This window comes from Streptomyces sirii (genome assembly GCF_045690365.1).
Lineage (GTDB): Bacteria > Actinomycetota > Actinomycetes > Streptomycetales > Streptomycetaceae > Streptomyces > Streptomyces sirii.
On the sequence record NZ_CP147982.1, the window covers coordinates 1,771,665 to 1,793,708 of the forward strand.

Sequence of the window (22,044 nt, forward strand, 5' to 3'; positions counted from 1 at the left end):
CGCCAGCATCGCGCCTCTCCTGCGCGTCGGACGCGGGACGCTTCAGAGGCAAGGGGCGGCATGAAGAAGGACGATGTGCTGGGCGGCCGGTACAAACTGCTCAAGCATCTGGGCAGCGGCGGCATGGCCGTGGTCTGGCAGGCGAAAGACCTGCGGGGCGAGAAGCTGGTGGCCGTCAAGTGCCTGCGCACAAAAAGCGATCTCCTGGACTCACTCGACGAAGACGAGGCACACGACGAACTGCGGCGCATGCGTGGCCGCTTCCGGCGTGAGGGCGCCCTTCTCGGACGGCTGTGCAACAGGAGCATTCCCGAGCTGTACGACCAGGGCACCCACGGCTCCGAGCCCTACCTCGTGATGCGCTTCGTCGCCGGCAAGCCCCTCCACCTCTTCCTGGACCAGTACACCCCCACCATCGAGGTCGGCGCGGCCATCGGGGTCCAGATCGCCGAGGCGCTGGCCTGCGCCCACGACCTGCCAGTGGTGCACCGCGACCTCAAGCCGTACAACTTGATCATCGACGAGAACGGCGTGGTCGTCCTCATCGACTTCGGCATCGCCAAGCCGCTCTGGCCCGGCGTCACGGACTACACCCAGCACGGTTCCACCGTAGGCAGCAGGGGGTACGAGGCCCCGGAGCAGATCCTGGAACGCCAGATCACCCCGAAGACCGACTTGTACGCACTGGGCTGCGTCCTCTACCACCTGCTGACCGGCCACCCGCCGTTCTCCGGGGACGGCCTGAAGGACCAGCATGTGCATGCCGCGCCGATCCCGCCCACCTGTCACATCGGGCACATCCCGGCGGAGCTGGAGGAGCTGGTCCTGAAGTTGCTGGCGAAGGAGCCGGAGGGCCGGCCGGAGGACGCTCGCGCGGTCGCGGAGGTGCTGCGGAAGTACGCGCCCTGCCCGGGTGACGCCGCCCCTTGTCCTCGGCTGGAGCCGGACCCTACGCGTCCGTTGCGCTTGCCGGACGAGTACGACCTGCCCGCCGCGCCCGCGACACCGGCAGCCGTGGCCAGTCCGAGCAGGAGGCACCGCGGTTCCGTGTACCTCAGTCGCCGGATGTTTCAGGAGGTCGCCGCCGGGGCCGAGACCGAGATCGATTCCGGTGAACCCGCGAGCGCGGTGGACAAGCTGGTGGAGCTGTTGCCGGCCGCCCGCCGGGACTGGGGCGCCTTCGACCCGCGGGTCCGGGCGGCCTTGCGCGTGGCCGCGAACGGCATGCGCGTCGCCGGGCGTTGCAAGGAGGCGATCGCACTCTACGAGGCTCTGGCCCTGCGGGCAGAGGGCAGTGCGAGCCCGGACGATCTGACCGACTACCTGGAAGGCACTCTCGGCGCGGCGGAGTGCCGTATCCCCTTCGGTGACCTGCTCCCCGCCGCAGCAGCGCGGGCCATGGTGCTCGATGAGCTGCCCCGCGTCACAGGCCCTCGCGCCCAGGTGCTGGCCGAGCGGTGCCGCGAGGTCGGCATCGAGCTCGAGGAGCTGAGCTTCGAGGCGTAGGCGGACAGCCTGGCGCAGGTGCCTCCTCCGCGCTCGCCTCGGTGATGCAGGGCGGCCGACTCATCGGCGCGATCTGTGCAGCCTTCCCGCCGCGAGCCCGTCCCCGAGACCCCGGACGAGATCCTCACCCACCGCCGCGACCGAGCGGAGTGACTCCTCAAGTGCCAGCAGTTCCCTGAAGGCCGCCGCGTACGGGCGCTGTTCGGCCAGGGAGAGCTGAAGCACCCGCAGCTTGCGTACGTCGATACGGGCCGAGCTGGAGGTGTGGGAACCGGCCTGCCGTGCATTCGCCGGAGCGCGCAGGCAGCCCGCGAGGAACCAGGGGTCGAGGAGTTCGCGGTCCGGGCGCAGCGCGTAGAGCTGGGGTCCGAGCACCAGGGGCGTGTCCTCTTGGACCCAAACGCGATACGCCCGCTCGACACCCGCCACGACGACATCCCCGGGCTCGGCCACGGTGAACGAACCGGTGCTGGCGCCCTTCTCCACCTCGGCCCCGGCGAGCCAGCCCCCCGGCCTGCCTCCCTGGACCAGGTCGGGAACGCTCAGGACCGGTACCGCACCATCCGGAAGGGCTTCAGCGTGCAGCAGCTCGCCGGGAAGCGTCTGCCCCTGCCGCAGCTTGAGAGCGTGGGCACGGTCCAGGTCCGAGACCGTGATCGTGGACTCAGTATCGCCGCTCGCCGACAGGTCGATCGCCGCGAGGGAATGGGAATGGCCGCGTACCTCGTCGAGCAGGCCGTCCAGGCGCCCCCAGGATTCATGTCGCTTGGCTTGGGCCTCCACTGCCGTCTCCGGTACGTGGCGGGCGGGCGTGAGATCCGTCTGTTCATCGAGCAGATCCATCACGGGGACGGTGACGCACCCCTCTGGCAGCTTCTTCCTCGCTCCCGTCTTCCGTGCCCCGGACCAGGAATGAGCGTGTACCGCGTCGAGTACGCGGCCACTCAGCCGCACCCAATCGATGCGCTGAGCCCCCCGGGCAGCCCCCTGCGAGGTGGCCGCGTCGAGCAGGAAGACGCGTTCGCCGGGAGCCGCTCCGCGGTCGGACGCGGGCATCCGGAGAATCCACAACTGGAGCGAGACGCTGTGCGGTTGCGCGGCCCCGGCTGGCAGTGCGACGACGCCCCGCAGCGCGCCCGTGCGCAGCAGCGCCCCGCGGATGCGCCTGCCCGCACGCCGGGAGGCCACCGCCGGCGGCAGCAGGAGGACGGCCACACCGTCAGGCACCAATCGCGCCAGCGCGTGCTCGATCCAGGCGAGTTCGGGCTCGGTCCTCGGTGGCAGGCCGTAGACCCAGCGGGGATCGGTGGCCAGTTCCTCGTGGCCCCAGTCGCGCGCGTTGAAGGGGGGGTTGCAAAGGACGATGTCGGCCCGTACGGCACTGTGTGGGTCCGCGCGGAGCGAGTCTCCTGCCCTGATCTTCGCGCCCACCCCGCCCCCGCCCGTGCGAGCGAAACCCAGCCGGGCCGCCGCCAGCGCGGCAAGCGCCGGGTCAAGCTCGCTCCCAAGGAGCGCCGGAGCCATGGAGTTGGCCTCGCCCCCCCATTCCGCCATGCCCTCACCGGCGGCCAGGAGCAGCCCACCGACGCCACATGCGGGGTCGAGGATGGTCGTCCGTGCATCCCCGCCCCCTGCCCCTCCGGCTCGGACAGCTAGAGCAATGTCCGCCATCAGCCGAGCCAGCGGGGCCGGAGTGGTACTGACCTGCCGTACATGGGCGTCGAGCCAGCGCGAAAGCAGGAAGTCGAAGGTCTCACGGCCTCCTTCATGGCGTGCAGCGTCGACCGTCTCGTCCACCACCTGGGCAGCCTCTTTCGGAAGGAAGGACTGCTCCGGCACGGCCTGGTCCGCGCCTTCCGCGGCGAGAAGACGGCGGCCGGCTTCCGCAAGCGCCGCACCCATGACCGCACGCTCTCCCAGCGCCTCGTAGTGCGGCCACAGCCGCTCGTGCAGCCCAATCCGCTCAATCTTCCCGTGGGCATGGAGCCATCGTTCGACGTCGGCGAGGGAGAACTGCGGGCTGGCGTCCGTTCCACCAACCGCTGTCGGGAACGAGTCGTGGCGGCGCCGCCAGTTGCTAACTGCCGCTCGACCAACACCCGCGATGCGTGCGATTCCCGCCAGGGTGACGGGCGCATCGATGGAGTCTGACATGTGATTCTCCGAGCGGGGGGCGACTTTCGGACAGGGCCTGGCACGGGACGCCAACACCGTAGCCCGGCCACACTACACAAGCCAATCATTGACTGAGTTCACAGACGATTGGCCGATCACTCGCTCTTCCGCTCCTACACGGACGAGCCAGGAGAGCGATCACGGCAGGCATCGGGCGCGGACCCCGTCCTCGACGGTCGATATCACCTTGAGGACGCGCTGGGTCATGGCCCTCCGCAACGCGATCAGCGGCAAGGCGCTCGATAACCCCGCCGCCGCGGACCGCGGCGTCCGTCAGCCCGCCAGTGCCCGAAAGGCCGGGGCGAGGCCGGGTCCGGCCGCCGGTCGGCACCAGCAAGAGGCGTTGTGCCTGCGCCTGACGAGCCCCGGCGGTGGCCTGAAACTTGTGCACGGCGTCTCACGGTGCTTGATAAGCCGATTGCACGGAAGCCGTCGTGAAAGTGGCCCTCGTTGGCCGTCATACGGAGAGCCCCTAGGATTGACGGTCGGCGAGTGACCGCCGATGAACCGAGGGTTCATCGACCGTGACTGAGGTTACGGACGACCGAGGCGACGGACGGCGAAATGGCACGGGATTACGACAGTCAGCTGCTGGAGTCAGTGGCCGTACGTCGGCGCAGGATGCGGGACGCCCTGTTGTTCGGCACGCAGCGGGGTCGGCGCACGGCGGATGAGCGGCTGGGGAAGGTGTTCGCGGGGATCGCGATCACGGCTGTCCTGTGTGCGGGGTGCGTGGGGTGGTCGTTCCTTCAGCACACGCTGGCCGCGCAGAAGGCTGAGCAGGAGAAGCAGCAGCGTCAGATGCAGCAGTACGGGCAGCCGACAAGGTCGGCGACCCCCTAGAAGCCAACAGATCGGATCCGGACAGAGTTTGCGGCATTCCCAGACGAATGCGCGAAGAGCTCCCGTGGCGGGAGAAGGATTCCCTGACGCAGGGCCAGAGTGGAAGCGCGTCCCGTTTGGCAAAAGAGTTCGTCAACCCCGCGATGATAGGTTCCGGTAAGTGGTGAGCAGAGCAGCGAGTTCCCGGACGCAACTGAGCCGAGTGACATTGGTCGGCGAGCGACGCCGGGCCGATGTCGTCCTGCTCTCCGATACGCCGATCGGGCAGCTGATCCCGGATGTCCTGCCGTTGCTGGGCGATCGGCCCGCATCGCGGCCGGTAGCCCGGCAGTTGATTACGTCCGACGGCTCTGTCCTGCCGTACGACAGCACGCTGGCATCGGCCGGGGTAGCCGACGGCGCCGTGCTCCGGCTGGTGACGACGCATTCTGCGCCGCCGGCTCCCGTTGTGCACGACGTTACCGATCAGGTCGCTGACGACCTCGATCTGCGGTCTTGGCGCTGGCGCCCTGCTGCGCGCCGGGCCAGTGCAGGTGTGGCAACCGTCGTCTTCGCCGTGATCGCCGCGCTGCTCGCCCGCCGTGAGTTCCCGCTTGGCACCCTGGTCGGTGCTCTGTCAGTCGTAGCGCCTGTGCTCCTCGCGGGCGGTGCGCTCGTCGCAAAGGTCGGACGGGGAAACCGGGGACTGGCGACGGCGCTCCTGCTCGCCGCCGGCGGGCTTGGTGTTCTCACGGCGTGGACGGCTGCCGATGCGTTCGGCTGGCCGGGCACCGCGCGGCTCGCTGCCGTGGCGGGTGCGCTGGTCGTGACGCTTGTGTTCCTTGGTTACTTCTCTCCGCTGGGCAAGGGTGGGCTCGTTGGCGCGGTAACCACTGCCGCTGTCGCCGTTGCATGGGAGGCGGTTGCCGCTGTTCAGGGTGATCCGGCCCGGCTCGGTGCCGTGATGGCTGTCTTCTCTTTGGTGGTGCTCGGTGTGCTGCCGCGGCTTGCGCTGATGGCGTCAGGGCTCACCGCGCTAGATGACCGCCGCTCGGGCGGTGTCTCTGTCAGCCGTCACCAGGTAGGTACCGCGCTGGCGGCGACGCACCGCGGCCTTGCCCTCTCGACGATCGTCACTGCGATTTCGGCAGCCTCCGCCGGGTGGCTGCTCACGCTGGCCGAGAAGCCGACCGTATGGACCGTGGTGCTGGCAGCGCTCGTTGGCGTGGTGCTGGTGTCGAGGGCGCGAGCGTTCCCGTTGGTCGTTGAGGTTGTTGCGCTCTTGGCTGCTGCGTCGTGCCTAGTGGTGCGCCTGGTGACGTGGTGGATGGAGCATGCGGGGGGTGTCGGGCCGCTGGCTGTGCTGTGTGTTGCTGCGGTGCTGCCGTTGGTCGTTTTGGCGGTGCAGGTGCCCGAGCATGTGCAGGTGCGGCTGCGGCGGATGGGCGATCTGGTCGAGTCCATTGGCATGGTGGGGCTCTTCCCGCTCGCCTTTGGTGTGTTCGGTGTGTACGGGCAGCTGCTCAACCAGTTCTGACAGTTCTAGGTCGATGTGCTGGCGCTGCGGGCGGGCAGCAGAGTGGGGGGTGAACAGGCATGCCGAGCGGAGACGGCTGGCAGGGTGATGTGCTGCGCGACCTGAGGGGCGGCGCCGAGCAGGGTGCACAAAGCCCCGGCGGACAGGCGTACCGCGCTTCCGCGCCGGGCCGCGCACTGCCTGCGCAGGGCACCCAGGCACCGGACGCCGCCCATGGCGGTGGCGCGCCACCGCAGGCCGGCTACCCGTACGAGGAGCAGCACGCAGGTCGTCCCGGCGACTGGCCGCAGCAGGCGGGGTACCAGGAACAGCGGCAGGAGCAGCAGGCGCCAGCCGCGTACGCCCCGGCTCCCCAGCCTCAGAGGGGTCCCGGCTCGCGGCCCGTGGTGAAAGAGGGCCTGGCCGACGCGCTACGCAGCAAGCCGCGGCACGGCGAGTCCTTCGCGGCGCGTGCCGCACGTGCCCTGCGCCGTACGCTTTCCTCTTCGGCCGCGAGCGAGGTCGCCGCGATCACCCGCACCGCTGCGGTGCTACAGCAGCCCGTGACGACCGGTCGGCAGATCGCCGTCACCTCTATCCGGGGCGGGTCCGGCAAGTCGACCGTCGCTGCGTTGCTCGGCACCGCGTACGCGCATTACCGGCAAGACCCGGTCCTCTTCTTGGAGGCCGACCCGGCGCTCGGCTCGCTGCCGCTGCGTCTCGGCGCCGAGTCGCTGCGCTGGACGACCAGCGATATCGCGGACATCGTCAAGGCGGACATGTCGCTGCTCGATGTCACCGGCTATCTCGTCCAGCTCCCCAACAACGCCTGGCTGCTGCCCGCAAGCCAGGGCCAGATCGGCGTCATGCTGGACAGCCGGTCGTACGAGCGGGCCGTTGTGGCGTTGCGCCGCTATTTCGGTGTGATGGTCATCGATTGCGAGACATTGCCCACGGAGGTTGCCCGGGTCGCGCTGGCCGCCGCCCATGGCCGGGTTCTGACCACGCCCGCCACGCCGGAAGGCATCACCAGTACGTTCTCGGTGCTCCAGTGGATGCAGGGGCTGCCTCGCCATGTGATCGCCGGAACGGTCGTCGTGCTCACCGAACTGGTAGCACACTCGGGAGTCGACCTCGACGAGGCCGCCCAGAGGCTCAGGTCCACTGGGGTAAGCGTTCAGGTTCTGCCGTATGACCGGCATTTGGCAGCCGGTGGGCGAGTCCAGACCGAGTTGCTGGCTCACCCGACCAGGGAAGCCGCTGCCCGCATTGCCGCGGACGTCTTCCAGCTTTCTCTCGCCCAAAAGCGTCACTGACCAGATGCCGAGCCCGATCGTGAATGACGGACGTCGATGAGTACCCGACTGATACACCGCCCCGCTAGGGCCACCAGGCCCCCGGCCGCCTCCGAGGCGCGCGTCATCGAGGCCCCGCCCAACCTCCCCGAGGGGAAGGCGGGCAACATCGCGATGTCGCTGCTGCCCGTCGCCGGTGTCATGTCGTCCGTGGTGATGATGACGGTCGTGCGCAACAGCCAGTTCGCCGGACTCGGGGCGATCATCCTCGTCGTCACCGTCATCGGCTCCGTCGCGCTCGTCTTCTCGCAGCGCGGCAAGGCCCAGCGCACCCGGCGCACCCAGCGCGAGGCGTATCTCGCCTATCTGGAGGACCTGCGCGAAGATCTCTCTGCCGAAGAACGCCAGAGGCGCGAGCGCGCCGACGTCCTCAACCCGCCGCCGCCCGCCCTCTATGACATCGTGCGCGACCCGGCTCGCCTGTGGGAGCGCCGCCGCATCGACGGCGACTTCCTGCATGTGCGGGTCGGCACCGGCGAGATGCCCGTGCGCGACTTGCACATCGCTCAGCAGGGATCGTCGGTCCTCACCCCGCCTGACCGTTTCATGCTCAATGAGGCCTCGGCGCTGATGGCCCGCTTCCGCACCGGCACCGAACTCCCCCTCACCGTCCCGCTCGACCGCGTCGGCAACGTCAGCGTCATCGGCCCCCGCGAGGACTGCCTGCGCGTCGCGCGCGCCCTGCTCGTCCAGGCCGCCTCCATGCACGCTCCCGATGACGTGGTGATGGCGCTCGCCGTGCCCGGGGAGCGGCTCGCCGACTGGGAGTGGGCCAAGTGGATGCCGCATCTGCTCGACACCGAGCAGTTCGACGGCCCCGTCGCCGCTCGCCGTATCGCCCCCTCAGCGCCCCAGCTCGCCCGGCAGCTCGGCCCCGAACTGCGCCGACGGGCCTCCTACGCGGCCGAGGTGCGGCGCGGCCTGTCCGGCAAGGATGCCCTGTCCATGACGTCCCGGCTGCTCGTCGTCGCCGACGGACACGGGGAGGACGCCGTCGACCTGCCGCGCCCGGACGAGGCGGTCGGCCTGCGGGAGATGGGCGTCACCGTCCTGCACCTGCTCGAACAGCGGGTCCAGGAGCCGGGACAGGTCGGCGTCCGGATCACCGTCGACGGCGATCAGGTGATCATCGAGGATCTGCGCGCGCAGGAGCCGGTCAGCGCCCATGGCACCGTGGACGAGGCCAGCATCCCGTTCGCCGAGGGCCTGGCCCGGATGCTGGCGCCGCTGCGCCTGTCCGCCGAGTCGCTCGGCGACGCCCCCCTGACCGGGCCCGTCGACTTCGCCGAGTCGCTCGGCATCGACGACGTGGCGCGGCTTGACGTCTCGCGTCTGTGGGCGCCGCGTGGCGAGCGTGCCTTCCTGCGCGTCCCCATCGGCATCAACGACTCCCGCGAGCCGGTGCTCCTGGACCTGAAGGAGTCCTCGGAGCTCGGCATGGGCCCGCACGGTCTGTGCGTGGGCGCCACCGGCTCCGGGAAGTCGGAACTCCTGCGCACCCTCGTCCTCGCCCTCGTGGCCACTCACCCGCCGGAGGATCTCGCCCTGGTCCTCGTCGACTACAAGGGCGGTGCGACCTTCGCGCCGTTCGCGGACCTGCCGCACGTCGCTGGCGTCATCACCAACCTGGAGAACCAGGCGGGTCTGGTGGAGCGCGTCCACGCCTCGCTGGCCGGTGAGGTCAAGCGCCGTCAGCAGGTCCTCAAGGACGCGGGCAACGTCGCCGACATCGGTGACTATGCCGCGCTTCGCGTGAGCCGGCGGCCCGATCTGGAGGCGCTGCCACATCTGTTCGTCGTCATCGACGAATTCGGTGAACTGCTCACCGCCAAGCCGGACTTCATCGATCTGTTCCTGTCCATCGGCCGCATCGGCCGCTCCATCGGAGTGCATCTGCTGCTGTCCAGCCAGCGCATCGAGGGCGGCAACCTCAAGGGCCTGGACACCTACCTCTCGTACCGGCTCGGCCTGCGCACCTTCTCCGCCGACGAATCCCGTACGGTCCTGGACACCACGGACGCCTTCCACCTGCCGCCGCTGCCGGGATTCGGCTACCTCAAGGTCGACACCAGCCACTACGACCGCTTCAAGGCAAGCTATGTCTCGGGCGCCTACCGCGGCCCCGTGCAGCGCCAGGACGAGGAGGACAGCGGGCCCCTCGCCCTCCCCTACGACACCTTCAACACCCTCTCTCCTGCGGAGGACTCGAGTGTGCAGGAGCCGACGGTGCGGCGTCGCGAGATGGGGCCGACCGAGCTGGGCGTGATGGTCGAGCAGCTGGTGAACGCCGCTGGTACGGTGCGCCGTATCTGGCTGCCCCCGCTGCCCGACGCGATAACTCTGGACGCGGTCGCTGGACCGCTGGACGTCGGCACGCGCGGCATGCAGCTATCCAAGCGCCGCGGCCCGCTCGAGGTACCGCTCGGGGTGCTCGACGATCCGGCCAGGCAGTGGCAGGGCCAGTGGTACCTGGACCTGACCGTGGCGGGCGGCCACGCCGCCGTCATCGGCGGCCCGCAGTCCGGCAAGACCACGCTCCTGCGCACCCTCGTCCTCTCGCTGGCGCTGACCCACACTCCGCAGGAGGTCGGCGTCTACGGCCTCGACCTGGTCGGCGGCGGCCTGGCGGCCCTGGCCGGCCTGCCGCACGTCGGGGGGGTCGCGGGCCGCGCCGACCGCGAGCGCGCAACACGCACCGTCGATGAGGTACGGAACATGCTCGCGGTCAGGGAGGATCTCTTCCGCGAGCATGGCATCGACTCCGTCGAGCAGCTGCGGGGTCTGCACGCGGCGGGCCGGCTGCCGCAGCTGGCTTCCGCCGAGATCGTGCTGGTCATTGACGGCTTCGGTGCGCTGCGCGACGACTTCGAGGAGTTGGAGGACGATGTCGCCGACATCCTTCAACGCGGCGGTGGTTACGGCATCCATGTCGTTGCGGGCATGCTCCGCTGGAACGACGTACGTATCGCCGTCCAGTCGAACTTCGGCACCCGCATCGAGCTGCGACTGAACGACCCCGGCGAGTCCAGCATCGACAGCAAGCTGGCAGTGACCGTTTCGCCCGACGAGCCTGGCCGTGTCCTGACGAGCGGCAAGCTCTTCGCGCAGGTCGCGCTGCCCCGTACGGACTCACTCGCCGACACCGCGGACATGGGCGCTGTTCTGGAGAGAGCGGCCCGGACGATCCGCGCCACCTGGAGCGGTGAGGTCGCCCAGCCAGTGCGGGTGCTGCCGCACGTTCTGGAGCCCCACCTCCTGCCGGGTCCGGCCGACGAACCCCAGCGCGTGCCGATCGGCCTGGACCAGACGGCCCTCGAACCCGTACTCCTCGACCTGTTCCAGCACGACCAGCACCTGCTGATCCTGGGCGACAGCGAATGCGGCAAGACGAATCTGCTGAGGGCCATCGCCGCCGGCCTCATCGAGCGCTACGGCGAGGACGAGCTGGTCTTCGCCGTCATGGACCCCCGACGCAGTCTGCGCGGCGCGATCCCCGAAGAGTTCAACGGCGGCTACGCCTACAACGCCAAGCTGTGCGCGGGCCTGGCCGCCGGTATCGCCACCGTGCTGGAGCAGCGGTTGCCGGATGACGACGCGCGCCTGGAGGACCTGGAGCCCGGCAGCTGGGGCGGCGGCCCGCGGATCGTGGTCCTCGTCGACGACTACGACGTGCTCACCACCGCCGGCCAGGAACCGCTTGCCCCCTTCCTCCCCTACGTCCCCTCCGCGGTCGACATCGGCCTGCACTTCGTCCTGACGCGCCGCGTCGCAGGCGCCTCACGCGGCATCTACGAACCCCTCGTCCAGGGCCTGCGCGAGTCCGGATCCTCCGCACTCCTCATGGCAGGCGACCGCGGCGAAGGCCAGCTCTTCCCCGGCGTCTACGCCTCCCAGCAGCCACCGGGCCGCGGCGTCCTGATCCGCAGAGGACAGCCCAACCGCCTGATCCAAACCGTGTACACCGCCGGCTGACGCACCGCGGACCCAATGCCCGCGCACGCGTCCCATGCGACCCATGGATCCCTGGGATCCATGCCACGAACGACGAAGGACCGGACGAGAACATGACCAAGGACGTCATCGCCCTCACCCAGCGCATGCCCAACCCGGCAACCATGCTCGCGGGCCTACTCTCCGGAGGCCCCGACAACCTCGTCGACACAACAGGCGAAGGCGCCGTCATACGACTCTGCGACGAGGAAGGCCGCCCCCTCGTCTCCGTCGAGGCCCCGCTGCTCGTCCAGGTCCCCGGCGAAGCCGAACGGCTCCTCGGCGCCACCCCACCACCCGTCCCCTACTGGTGGACGGAAGCCCGCGCCACCACCGGCGTCGAGCACGCCGAGCGCCTGGCGGGCACCTTCGCCGCCCGGCTGGCCACCTTGGCCGACGGCTCCGCCTGGCCACCCGAAGCCGCCCACAACCTCGCCGTGGTGAAAACCGACGGCGTAAACGTCGCACCCACCCCCGCCGACCCCGCCGCCGGTCAGGCCACCGTCGACGTCCTCACCGACAAAGTCGCCGTCGTCATCCAGGACCGCCCTGTGGTCGCCATGACAGCCTGGCTCTCGCACGCATACCAGACAGCCGCCAAGGCCGAGCTGGGCCTGCAGATCGTCACCCCGCCCGGCACCACACTCTCCCCCGCCGTACGCGACAGCCTCAGCCACTGGCCCTCCCGCTGGGTCCTACGCGACGAACGCGACGGCTACTACGACGGGCTGACCGGAGCCGTACTGTCCTGGCAGGACGGCATGTTCGCCCCCGTCGCGTCACCCGACGCCACCGCCGACGACCTCCGCACCCCGCTGGCCGCCGCCTACCAAGATGTCGAGATCACGTGCGAGCGCCAGCTGGCCATCACCTTCCGCACCACCCACCCCGCCGACGAACGTCTGGTACTCGGCGGCGCACTGGAAGCGATATGGCGCGAACTCACCGGTGAGCCCCCGGCCGGCTGGGGAACCGCAGAACCCGCCACCCTCCCCTGGTCACCACGCCAAATAACCGACATCGCCTACGAGCGGGCACCAGCGCCGACCTGGTTCGTGGTGGTCGGCAGCCCTGACCGGCCCGGCCTCGCCACCATACGCGTCAAGCGCACGAAGGCAGGCGTGGAGGAATACGTCACGCTGGCGTTCGGCTACGGAGCTGACGAGGAGCCGCCGGTGAAGGCCCTGCCCAGGGCCGCGGAACTGCTCGCCACCCGCCACCGCCTCACCTCAATGCTCGTACAGATCCGCAAAGCTCGCCGCGACCTGGCCGTGCCGCCCCGCTTCGAGGGACCTGGCGTCCCGTTCGCCTTCGTACTCGGCGCTGAGGAAGTCCACCAGATGCCCGACGACCGCGCCCGCCAAGCCCCGCTGTCCCAGCCGCCCGTCCCCCTCGGCCCCAAGACCCGCCCCGCGCTGTACTACCCACTGCCCGGCGACCCCTCCGACCTGTCGAGCTGGCAGGACTTCGAACGCCTCATGCGGCATCTCAAAGGCGAGTAGGAACGCCTGATTGCGCAAGTGACGGGTGCGGCCCCTGGCACCTTTGAGCCATTGTCACACCCTCGTCATAGCATGGGGATTGTGAATTGCACCGGTCATGTCCCGGTTGATAGGCATGACCGTACATACGATCGTCAAGTCCGGCAGGGGGAGCCCGATGAAGTTCGACATGGGAGCGCAGACGCTCTCGACCCTGAGGTCGAAGTCGCAGGGATCGAGCACGGAACTGGGGACGTTGATCCACCAGCTCGTACAGGCAGCGCAGCCGCTGGAGGGCAAGTTCAACGGCGCCGGCAAGGCGGCGTTCGACTCGTTCAAGGCAAACGCGGACGAGATCACGGCGTCGCTGAACAGCGCGCTGTCCGCGATTGTGGGCGGCCAGTCGGGTATGGAGTCGGCGTTCGGCTCGGGCGTGCAGGAGCAGGCCGACAACGCCCGCTCGCAGATGGCGGCGGCGAACTTCGACGCGGCCCGCTTCTCAGGCCGCTGACAGCCCGGTAGCTGCGGAAGTACTCAGATTCTTTTAGGGGGAGTGATTGTGATGGCTGCTGGCATGGACCGTCGTTCGTACGACTCGGGTGCATCGGCGGAGGCACAGGGCAACATCCAGGCGGTGATCGGCCGTCTGGAGCAGGTGATCACGGCGCGTGATGCGCAGGTCAAGGCGGCGATGGCGGATTTCGCCGCGGATGGTGTCGCCGAGGAGTACCACAGCAAGGAACAGCGCTGGAACCGCGCCTCGCAGGAGGTCCGGAGCATCATCCAGCTGCTGAAGACGACGCTGGAGAAGAACGACTCCACCGCGCACCAGACACTCGCACGCGCAAAGGCCGCAGTCGACAACATCGGCTGAACCAACCCCAGCGCACCAGCAGACGGAAGCACCATATTTGCGCTGCGCTGATGGGTTGTTGGTCTCCGTGGAGGCGGCGGTGTCGCGCGGGTCGTGGTGTGTGGGTGCAAGAAAGAGGAATGCGGGGGGCATTCATGGCGTCATGGGATATTCAGCCGCAGGGAGTGCAGGGCCAGTTGAAAGTCGTCGGCACGCACGCTGAAGACCTCGGCGAGGCCCTCAACACACTGCTCGCCGACATCCAGGAGGCAGCCCAGGCGGCGGGTACGGCCGTGCCGGGTACGCAGGCCACAACATCACCGAACGGGCTGATGGCGGCGTCGGGGTACAAGCCAGTGGGACCGGTGGCCCCGGACCTGTTGCCGAAGACGGCCACGGGCCCGGTCGCCGCCGCGCTGGTCGAGTACGTGAACGGCCGCAAGAAGGGCATGAAGGCGATGGCCGACCGTTGCCAGGCCGCTGTCTGGGGCGCCGCCAAAGCCACCAATGAATACGTCCAGGGCGACCTGGAAGCGGCCAAGAACGCCCAAAGCGCCGCCCACGCCGTGCGGCTGGGGGCTCTCAAGGACTTCGGGGGGAAGAAGAAGTGAGCGGCGGACCGGTCGACCCGGCCGATGTACCAGTCTTCACCGGTGACCTGGACGTTCTCGAATCCAAGGTAAAGGCGCTCTCCCGCGGCGGCTCCACGATCGAAAGGGCCGGCTCGGACGTCCACAAGTCCTTCGGCGGCCTGGCCGCCTTCTACAAAGCACCCGAGGCGGAGCAGCTGTTCGGCGTCACCAAACCCGTGGCGGACACCGCGCATGACCTCAGCGAGGACATGCGCGTCATCGCCAAGGCGCTGGGCACCTACGCCCGCGAGATCACCCCGCTGATCGAGAAGTTCAAGCAGCTCAAGAAAGAAGCCGCCGACTTCCAATCCAACGAGGCCGCCGAAGACGACTGGAGCGAAGACGGCGACCTGACCGACGAGAACCTCAACCGCCGCAACAAGATCGCCGAAGTCTGGACCGCGTTCCAGGAAGCCGAACGCAACTGCCACGCCAAGATCGTCGGCCTCGTCAACGGCAAGGCACTCCACGTCATCGACGCTACCCACAAGACGGGGTACGGCTACAACGCCGAAGACCTCAAGCAGGCCAAGAGCCTGCCCTGGGGCGACGCCGTCGAGGAATCCATTCCCGGGTGGCAGGTGTGGGAGCACGCCTGGGAATTCGGCAAGGGCTTCGTCGTCGACGGCGCAGGAGCTGGCGTCGAGGCGCTGAAAACCCTGTTCGGCGGGCACGGAGGAGACGCCGCCGGCGAGGCATGGCTCGGTCTGGCCAAGCTCTCCACCGGCATCACGATCACCACCCTGCCCTTCGTGGGCCACGCCTACTGGATGCTGCCGGACGACATGCTCCCCTCCTGGCTGCGGGAATCGCGTACCGCGATGCTCGAAACCGGAAAAGCGTTCGTCGCCTGGGACCAGTGGGGATCGAACAACTCTCGGGCCGCAGGCGCTGTCACCTTCAACGTCCTGAGCGCCGTCATCACCCGGGGCGGCGGCAGCGCCGTTGCGGGCGCGGGCAAGGCCGCCACGGCGGCCAAGGCCATCTCCATCGGCAGCAAGGTGGCCCAGGCCATCGACCCGATTACCTACGTCGCCAAGGGCGCAGGCGTCGGCCTGTCCAAGCTCCGCGGCGTAATGGCCGGCCTCAAGGACGCCGGCCACCTCGGGACCCCGGAAATCTCCGACGGCGCCTACAGCCTGCCCGAAGGCTCCCAAAAGCTGCCGGACGGCACGATCCAGCTACCCAAAGACGCCGCCATCCCAGAGGGGGCGACCAGGCTCTCGGGCGGCAGAATCAAGCTGCCCGAAGACACAGTCACCCTCCCACCGGGCACGGTGAAGAGCCCACTCGACGGCCCGGGGAAGTACATGGGCACCGATGGCTCCCTGTACAGGGAGGACGGCAGCCTCCTCCAGAAGGGCGACGAGGCCAAGAAGGAGAATGTCCCCAACCCGAAAGCGGGCGCGGACACCCCACGGACCGAGACCCCAGCCCACCAGGAACAGCGGGTCCCGGCCGGTGTTGGCGGACGCGGCGGCGATATCACACACGTCGGCTCGGACATATCCGACCCGGCCCGCGCCAGTGACAACGCAGGCCACAGCGCCACTGGCCCGCGCGACAACACCCCCATGGGCCGCGCCGGCGACGGTAACACCCCAGACGGCAGGGCCGACAGCATGCCCACCAACAGCCACTCCCTGGGCGGTGACGGGACCTCTCACACTCCGGTCACCGGCGGGCTGGACAACTCCACGAGCGGCGCTCGCCACACCAACGAAACAAGCAGCACGGGCAACGGTGGCCACGGCGTCAGCGACGGCCCGTCCATCCCGCACCAGGGCGACGGCCCCTCCGCCCACCGCGAGCCTTCCGCCGGCCGGCACGGCGGCGGCCCCGGTGCCGGCGGGCACGATGCTCCGTCGACCGGCGGGCACGGCGATGGCTCCTCCGGCGGTCACGGCGACGGGCACAGCACAGGCGGACACCACGGCCCATCAACCGACAACCCTGGGAGCGAACCTGACGCGCCTGCACACGACGGAGCAAGCGGTGGTGACCACGACGGCCGGGGTACCGAAGGTAGCTCTGGGGACGGGCCGGACGGCGGCAGCCACGCCCCCTCCGACTGGTCCGACCGAGTCGGCGAGCCCGGCGAGCGTGCGAACGAGCCGATTCCGGCGTTGACGGCGGAGGAAAGAGCGGCGCACTGGGGCCACCTCGATGAAGTCGAAAATCGGGCTCCAGAGGAATTCGATCACCTGAAGCATGATCCTGATCACAAGAATCAGATCGACGACAAATCGATGGATGAGGCTCGAGTCGGCCTCGATCTACGGGAGAGTGGCCGCCTCCCGGCGGATATCCGTCGCCCGGAGCTGGCCGACAAGGGTGAATTCTATTCCGAATCCACCGGCGAGTACTATGACATCAAGGGCGTCCACTCCGACTATCCCCCCTTCAACAACGTGCGTGACAAGTCTCAGCCGTTCAAGGGTGCGTACGACCCGGCCAATAACGAGGCTTGGGTCAACAAGCAGCTGGCGAAGCAGATCGAAAAACGTGGACGTATAGTTATTATCGACGTTCGGAACGCAAATCAAGCGGCAATCGACAGCATCAAGGATGTCGTCGAAAGCCGTGGTTGGGGAGATCGTGTCATCTGGTACCCGTAAGAACTGGAAGCCGACTGCGCTCCCGGCCGATCCGGAAGCCACGCGGCAACTGCAGGAATGGCTCGCCTCGGAGGAATATAACCTCAATGGCATGGAGCGCGACTTCCGGGGCGCCGACCTCTCGGGTGGGGACTTCTCGAACGCGTGGTTCACCGATGCGGTTCTCGTGGGCGTGCGACTTGTCGGCGCGTCCTTCTACCGGGCCGACCTTCAGTCGGCGGATCTGACCGGGGCGGATCTGACCGGAGCGGATCTCGTCAAGGCGAACCTGGACGAGGCCGTGCTCCGAATGGCGCGGCTCAACGGGACGGACATGGTCGGGGCTTCGCTGTACGGTACCGATGCGTCGGGAGCGAGCTTCCGCACAACGAGGTTCCTCGGTGCTTCGCTGATCGACACCGACATGAGGGGGGCGGACCTGACGGATGCCGTCCTTGACGAGAACATCTTCGAGATCAAGGCCGACGACTCCACGGTGATGCGTGGCTTGACAGGCACCGTATTCGGGCCGGTCACCGTCTTCAGTGGCGAATCGTCCCGAGAACTAGCCGGCACCGAACTCGAGGCATGGATCGCTGAGCGGGGTGGGCACGTACGGGTACTTCCTCCGTACCGCACACCGCAGTAGGGCCACGCCCCGGAGTTCACGACAGGGCAATGCAGGAGATCCACAGAGCGCTCGCCACAGTCCTCCGCACTCGGCACTACACCCAAGGCAAGTTCGGTGAGCCCCATTTCGGGGGGCTCACCGGGCTGAAACAGGAAGTTCGATGGCCATGCTGATGCGCTCAAGCCAGGAGGCAAGGCAGAGACCACCACGGTGCGCGAGACGTTGGACGAGACTGGGGTCCACTGCGCAGTACGGAAGCACCTCGGGAACCGCCTGCACCCTGCGACCGGCATGCTGTGCGAGTACTTCCTCTGTGAGTACCTGGCCGGCGAGGCCACCAACAGCGACGCGGCCGAGAACATCGACGTGATGTGGGTCCCCAGAAACGCGGTGACCCGCTTCATCTCCGTCGATACGATCTTCCCACCCGTCCTGGAGGAGCAGACGTGACGCAGCAAAACACGGACGAGCGGTCGGGTATCGCCGCCGCCATCGTCGTTCACGAAGGCCGTGTGCTCATGGTCCGCCGCCGCGTGAGCGAGGGACAGCTCTCCTGGCAGTTTCCGGCCGGAGAGGTCGAGCCCGGCGAGGAACGCGAGGACGCCGCCGTACGGGAGACCCAGGAGGAGACAGGGCTGACCGTGATGGCGGTCAAGCTGCTCGGCGAGCGCGTCCACCCGAAGACGGGCCGCCTGATGTCGTACACCGCCTGCCAGATGCTGGGCGGCACAGCTCATGTAGCGGACACCGAAGAGCTGGCCGAACTTGCTTGGATCGCCCACGGTGACATCCCGGAGTACGTGCCCTACGGACTGTTCGAGCCGGTGCAGGAGTACCTCGACGGTGCCATGCCGTCCTGAGTCGCCCCAGAGCTCTTCGGCGTCTCGTCCGGTGGGCAGCGCAGTGCCGTCAAGCAGACGGCTATCCGTGTCGGTGACGTCTTGGTCGTCGTCTCGGGAGCCCCCCCGCCTTGTCGATACGCAACTGAAGGGGGCCCTCGGCAAGGTGCAGCGTGCAGTTTGACTCCCGCTGTCGGCGGACTCGAAGTGGGGCCAGCGGCCGGGATACCTCCCGGCCGCTGGCCCCACTTCTCATCTCGGCGCGATCGTCCGTGATCGTGCCCTCAACGGCTGGGAGGACGGCGGCTTATGCGTCGCCTCCGCGTGCTTCCCTGAGGATCTCGAGGCTCTCGGGGTCCTTGGGTTCGGAGCGGCGGAACTGCGGGTGGCCGAGGTCCATTTGGAGTGCGGCGTGAAGTGGCGCGGGGTAACGCGTTCGATCGGACCACGAGAGCGCCTGGTGGCTGAGTCGGGCTGCGGCGACGGCGAGGGCCTCGCGCTCGTACCCGTCGCGCGTGTACATCGGAGTAATTTCGCGAGTGGTCATGCTGTACCAGGGGGAGTTGAGTTCGTTCTCCTTGCGCTCGTCAGCGTTCTTTGACGCCTTGCCCGGGTCGGCGCGCCAGCGGGTCTTCCACTGTCCGTGGCGCTTCTTGCCGTAGTTGCGGGGCTCGGTGAACAGGAACCACGGATGCCCCTCGGGCCGGTCTTCCGGATAGTAGAGGTCGCTGGAGGTCTTGAGCGGCTTGGTGGTGCCGTTCTTCAGCTTCTCAATGACGGAGACGAGTCGTGGCATCTCGGCCTGCGCGCAATTCATGCGGATGATGCTGACGGGCTTCCAGGAGGCGGGCAGGCCGCTTCCTGGAAGCCACAGGCGGGGGTCGTCCAGGTCAGGGCTGAGACCCTGCTTGTTGTTGTGCAGGCCCGGCCACACGCGGCGGCTGGCGTGGCCGTCGATCATCAGGGCGTACGGGAGCCCATCGAGCTCGTCGCTGAGGTCTTGGAGGGCGGTACGGACGTCCTCGCCGGCCTGTGCCCAACGCTGCATTTCACCTTGGCCCTCCTGCGTGTGCAGAGGGTAGTTGGAGGCGTGGAAATTGCTCTTCGCCCGCGTGTAGTGCTCCCAGTGCGGGTGGATGTTGCTCCAACCGAGCATGCGCCAGGTCTCGCCGGCCTTGCGGGACGGGATCACCGCGGTGGCGGTGATGATCCTCTTGGGCTGTCCCTTGTACTTGCGATCGGTGGCCTGCTTGCGGATATGGATGCCCACAAAGGCCATGCGGGGCAACGGATAGGGGTCGTCTTCAGGGTAGAGAGCAGGCTCGAACCGATCGTCGATCACGCCGCACGATCGGTACAAGTCCAGCTGGCCCATGTAGACACGGGGGTCTTCGAACGCCGCAGCGGGCTTCTTGATGGTGCTGAACGTCTTGGTGAACGGGTCGTAGGTGCGGCCGACCAAGAACTGAGACGGCACTGCGGCCGTTGCGAGCGCCCGTACTACCTGGGGTTTGGCGTCATTCTCGGCGAGGGCGGACTTCACCTCGGCGGCCTTCATGCCTTCGTGCTCTTCCCCGCGGACGGGGAGCTCCGTCTCGCACCAAGCCGCGAGGAGCACGCCCGGTTCCGCGAACTGGCTGATGAAGGCCTCGGCGTCCGAGGCCTGCGGATTGCGTATCGGACAGTCGCTGGGAGTCTTTCCAGAGGACATCTTCGACGGCACGTTGCGTTGTCGGCGGCAGGTTTTGCGTATCAGGAATTCCTCAGGTAAGTACTAGCCCTCTACGCTCCCTTGAAGCATCGGAAAGAGAGCGAATGGCGCGACATACCGGCGCCCGCCACCCTGGAGCCGCTTGCCGAACGGCTGCCCATTCGGAATCAGGCCGGAGGCATGATCTAATCTACCCCGACCTTTTCCGTAAGTCCTGGGACAGGGCGCTGAAACGCCTCGGGCTTCCCGACTACAACCCGCACGACCTCCGGCACAAATGGGCCACCGTAACCCTGAGCAACGGTGCGCCCATCCACGAGGTGTCGCGGTGGATGGGACACAGCTCCATCAAGGTCACGGTGGACCGGTACGGCCACCTCACGCTCGACGGCAGCGAGCGCTGCCGTCAGGTCATCGAGTCCACCTTCGGGGTGCACATGCTCAGCGGATTCCCAGCTCCCGCAGAACACGGTGCTGAGTCGGTGCCGGCTTCGCCGGGAAGTACAGGTAGCAGACGCCGCCGGTGGCGCCGACCACCTTGCCCTCGGCGTTCTTGCGCTTGGTCCGCAGCCACACGTTCTCGAACTGGCGTCGTTTGTAGATGTGGCGGACCGACTTGTCGTCGGGTGAGTTGGGGTCGTTGGCGATGACGTCGCCGTCCTTGGTGAAGCCGATGATGGTCATCAGGTGGCCGGCGGTGCCGTAGCCCGCGCCGTCGAGTTCGGTCTTCAGGAAGGACTGGGAGGTGATGACCGGGATGCCGACGTGGATGAGGCGTTCGACGTCGGTGAGGGAGGACAGGCGGGTGACCAGGCTCTGGAGGTCCCGGTAGGTGGCGGCGTAGGCGGCGTTGAAGGGCCAGTTGCCGCAGCCGTCGTACTGGTAGTCGAAGGTGTAGCGGGCGGCGTGGCAGACCTGGGGGTCGGCGTAGGCGGGGTTGACCCAGGAGAGTTGCTGCTGGGTGGGCTTGCGGCCCCAGTATTCGACGATCATCTGGGAGGAGGTGGGGCTGCACCAGGCCTCGCCGCCGTTGTCGTACTCCGGGTACTGGCCCTTGTGGATCTCCTGGGAGTAGCGGGGTACGGCCAGCTCGCGGCCCACCTGGGCGGGCTTGGACGCCGGCACCTCGAAGCGGTCGGGCAGGTCCGAGCCCATGGCGCCCAGCCGCCAGACGGTGGGGGTGAGGGTGGTGCCGGGCTTGCGGTGGAGGGTGAGGCGGAGCTCGTAGGAGGCCAGGCGGAGGCCGCCGGCGGGGTCGTCGACGGCGAAGGTGTCGGTGGAGATGCTGCTCCTGCCGTCCTTCTGGTCGTCGACGGAGGTGCGGCGGATGTCGGCGTCGGTGTCGCCGGCGGTCCAGCGGCCCATGACGTACCAGGGGGTGCGGCCGCCGTCCGAGTACGTGCCGCGCAGTTCGACGGTGATCCAGGTGCCGGGCGGGGTGTGGGCGTTCCAGGAGGCGACGACCTCGGTGGCCGGGACGGCGAGGGTGTGCAACGGGGAGGTCCAGGTGGCGTACTCCCAGGCGGCGGTCTTGCCGGTGTGCGGGTCCCTGTAGTCGGCGGTGCCGGCGGGGCGGGCGATACGGACGCCGGGGCGGGCGTCGTGCTCGACACGGGTGCCCTTGCCGGTGCCCCCGTTCCAGTCGGCTGCGGTGGTCCAGGCGCGGTAGTCCACGAGGCTCTTCGGTCGGCGCTCTTCGGCGTCCGGGGTGGTGGCGGGCGGTTCCGCCGGGTCCTCGGCGGCCTTGTGCGGTTCGTCGGCGGCCTGCGCCAGGGGGGCGGCGATGCCTGCCGCGGCGGCGAGCGCGGCGGCCAGTACGGTGCGCCGGGGCGCGGGGCTGGTCATGGTGGAGTCCCCCAGTCGGATGCGTGCGATCGGGTGCGAGGGGTCGGGCCGGGACGGCGGGCGGGCACGGGCTGATCGGCAGTGGCTCAAC

Annotated in this window: 15 protein-coding genes and 2 pseudogenes; 14 read left to right on the forward strand and 3 right to left on the reverse strand. The window is 68.4% G+C overall.

The features are described 5' to 3' along the window. Positions 1-60 precede the first annotated feature (60 nt). On the forward strand, positions 61-1,506 hold the full coding sequence (locus tag WAB15_RS07995) for a serine/threonine protein kinase (RefSeq protein WP_407285815.1): 1,446 nt from the start codon (positions 61-63) through the stop codon (positions 1,504-1,506). 60 nt (positions 1,507-1,566) lie between these two features. Here WAB15_RS07995 and WAB15_RS08000 read toward each other — a convergent pair whose 3' ends face one another. Further along, positions 1,567-3,660, reverse strand: coding sequence for an N-6 DNA methylase (locus tag WAB15_RS08000; RefSeq protein WP_407285816.1), 2,094 nt, complete (start codon positions 3,658-3,660; stop codon positions 1,567-1,569). A 585-nt stretch (positions 3,661-4,245) separates the two neighbouring features. On the opposite strand from WAB15_RS08000, the gene WAB15_RS08005 reads away from it, so the two are divergent. The 12 genes and pseudogenes from WAB15_RS08005 (at position 4,246) to WAB15_RS08060 (ending at position 18,418) form a co-directional block, all read left to right on the forward strand. After that, entirely contained in the window at positions 4,246-4,524 is a 279-nt protein-coding gene (locus WAB15_RS08005; RefSeq protein ID WP_407285817.1) for a hypothetical protein, read from the forward strand. A gap of 160 nt (positions 4,525-4,684) precedes the next feature. Then, a complete protein-coding gene (gene eccD / locus WAB15_RS08010) occupies positions 4,685-6,040 on the forward strand; it encodes a type VII secretion integral membrane protein EccD (RefSeq protein WP_407285818.1) in 1,356 nt (451 codons plus the stop codon). Between the two features lie 59 nt (positions 6,041-6,099). Continuing rightward, positions 6,100-7,335, forward strand: coding sequence for a MinD/ParA family protein (locus WAB15_RS08015; protein WP_407285819.1), 1,236 nt, complete (start codon positions 6,100-6,102; stop codon positions 7,333-7,335). A 36-nt stretch (positions 7,336-7,371) separates the two neighbouring features. After that, positions 7,372-11,346: a type VII secretion protein EccCa gene (gene eccCa / locus WAB15_RS08020; RefSeq protein WP_407285820.1), complete on the forward strand. Its 3,975-nt coding sequence runs from the start codon at positions 7,372-7,374 to the stop codon at positions 11,344-11,346. 92 nt (positions 11,347-11,438) lie between these two features. After that, positions 11,439-12,866, forward strand: coding sequence for a DUF6177 family protein (locus WAB15_RS08025; protein WP_407285821.1), 1,428 nt, complete (start codon positions 11,439-11,441; stop codon positions 12,864-12,866). A gap of 157 nt (positions 12,867-13,023) precedes the next feature. Beyond that, positions 13,024-13,356, forward strand: coding sequence for a hypothetical protein (locus tag WAB15_RS08030; protein ID WP_263272298.1), 333 nt, complete (start codon positions 13,024-13,026; stop codon positions 13,354-13,356). A gap of 51 nt (positions 13,357-13,407) precedes the next feature. Continuing rightward, positions 13,408-13,719 carry a pore-forming ESAT-6 family protein gene (locus WAB15_RS08035; protein WP_407285822.1) on the forward strand — a complete coding sequence of 104 codons (312 nt, stop codon included), beginning with the start codon at positions 13,408-13,410 and terminating at the stop codon, positions 13,717-13,719. Positions 13,720-13,853: 134 nt separating this feature from the next. Then, positions 13,854-14,309 (forward strand): DUF6507 family protein, encoded by a 456-nt coding sequence (locus WAB15_RS08040; protein ID WP_407285823.1) that lies wholly within the window; start codon positions 13,854-13,856, stop codon positions 14,307-14,309. Then, positions 14,306-16,948, forward strand: coding sequence for a hypothetical protein (locus WAB15_RS08045; RefSeq protein WP_407285824.1), 2,643 nt, complete (start codon positions 14,306-14,308; stop codon positions 16,946-16,948). The genes WAB15_RS08040 and WAB15_RS08045 overlap by 4 nt, the downstream gene beginning before the upstream one ends. Further along, on the forward strand, positions 16,899-17,576 hold the full coding sequence (locus tag WAB15_RS08050) for a pentapeptide repeat-containing protein (protein WP_407285825.1): 678 nt from the start codon (positions 16,899-16,901) through the stop codon (positions 17,574-17,576). Before WAB15_RS08045 ends, WAB15_RS08050 begins: the two co-directional genes overlap by 50 nt. Positions 17,577-17,726: 150 nt before the next feature. Next, a pseudogene (locus tag WAB15_RS08055) lies at positions 17,727-18,008 on the forward strand (NUDIX hydrolase); the annotation flags it as partial. After that, the gene (locus tag WAB15_RS08060) at positions 18,005-18,418 is read left to right on the forward strand and encodes an NUDIX hydrolase (RefSeq protein ID WP_407285826.1); all 414 of its coding nucleotides are present in this window, start codon (positions 18,005-18,007) and stop codon (positions 18,416-18,418) included. The pseudogene WAB15_RS08055 and the gene WAB15_RS08060, both read left to right, overlap by 4 nt. A gap of 286 nt (positions 18,419-18,704) precedes the next feature. Here WAB15_RS08060 and WAB15_RS08065 read toward each other — a convergent pair whose 3' ends face one another. Beyond that, a complete protein-coding gene (locus WAB15_RS08065; protein WP_407285827.1) occupies positions 18,705-20,120 on the reverse strand; it encodes an RNAseH domain-containing protein in 1,416 nt (471 codons plus the stop codon). Positions 20,121-20,212: 92 nt separating this feature from the next. Here WAB15_RS08065 and WAB15_RS08070 point away from each other — a divergent pair. Then, a pseudogene (locus WAB15_RS08070) lies at positions 20,213-20,479 on the forward strand (tyrosine-type recombinase/integrase); the annotation flags it as partial. A gap of 70 nt (positions 20,480-20,549) precedes the next feature. Here WAB15_RS08070 and WAB15_RS08075 read toward each other — a convergent pair. Then, complete coding sequence (locus WAB15_RS08075; RefSeq protein ID WP_407285828.1) at positions 20,550-21,953, reverse strand: peptidase C39 family protein; 1,404 nt, start codon at positions 21,951-21,953, stop codon at positions 20,550-20,552. Between the last annotated feature and the right edge of the window lie 91 nt (positions 21,954-22,044).

Bases quoted from the DNA above. Each gene is read 5' to 3' on its own strand.
- WAB15_RS07995 (WP_407285815.1), top strand. From the start codon at position 61: ATGAAGAAGGACGATGTGCTGGGCGGCCGGTACAAACTGCTCAAGCAT.
- WAB15_RS08000 (WP_407285816.1), bottom strand. From the start codon at position 3,660: ATGTCAGACTCCATCGATGCGCCCGTCACCCTGGCGGGAATCGCACGC.
- WAB15_RS08005 (WP_407285817.1), top strand. From the start codon at position 4,246: ATGGCACGGGATTACGACAGTCAGCTGCTGGAGTCAGTGGCCGTACGT.
- WAB15_RS08015 (WP_407285819.1), top strand. From the start codon at position 6,100: ATGCCGAGCGGAGACGGCTGGCAGGGTGATGTGCTGCGCGACCTGAGG.
- eccCa (WP_407285820.1), top strand. From the start codon at position 7,372: ATGAGTACCCGACTGATACACCGCCCCGCTAGGGCCACCAGGCCCCCG.
- WAB15_RS08025 (WP_407285821.1), top strand. From the start codon at position 11,439: ATGACCAAGGACGTCATCGCCCTCACCCAGCGCATGCCCAACCCGGCA.
- WAB15_RS08030 (WP_263272298.1), top strand. From the start codon at position 13,024: ATGAAGTTCGACATGGGAGCGCAGACGCTCTCGACCCTGAGGTCGAAG.
- WAB15_RS08035 (WP_407285822.1), top strand. From the start codon at position 13,408: ATGGCTGCTGGCATGGACCGTCGTTCGTACGACTCGGGTGCATCGGCG.
- WAB15_RS08040 (WP_407285823.1), top strand. From the start codon at position 13,854: ATGGCGTCATGGGATATTCAGCCGCAGGGAGTGCAGGGCCAGTTGAAA.
- WAB15_RS08050 (WP_407285825.1), top strand. From the start codon at position 16,899: ATGTCGTCGAAAGCCGTGGTTGGGGAGATCGTGTCATCTGGTACCCGT.
- WAB15_RS08075 (WP_407285828.1), bottom strand. From the start codon at position 21,953: ATGACCAGCCCCGCGCCCCGGCGCACCGTACTGGCCGCCGCGCTCGCC.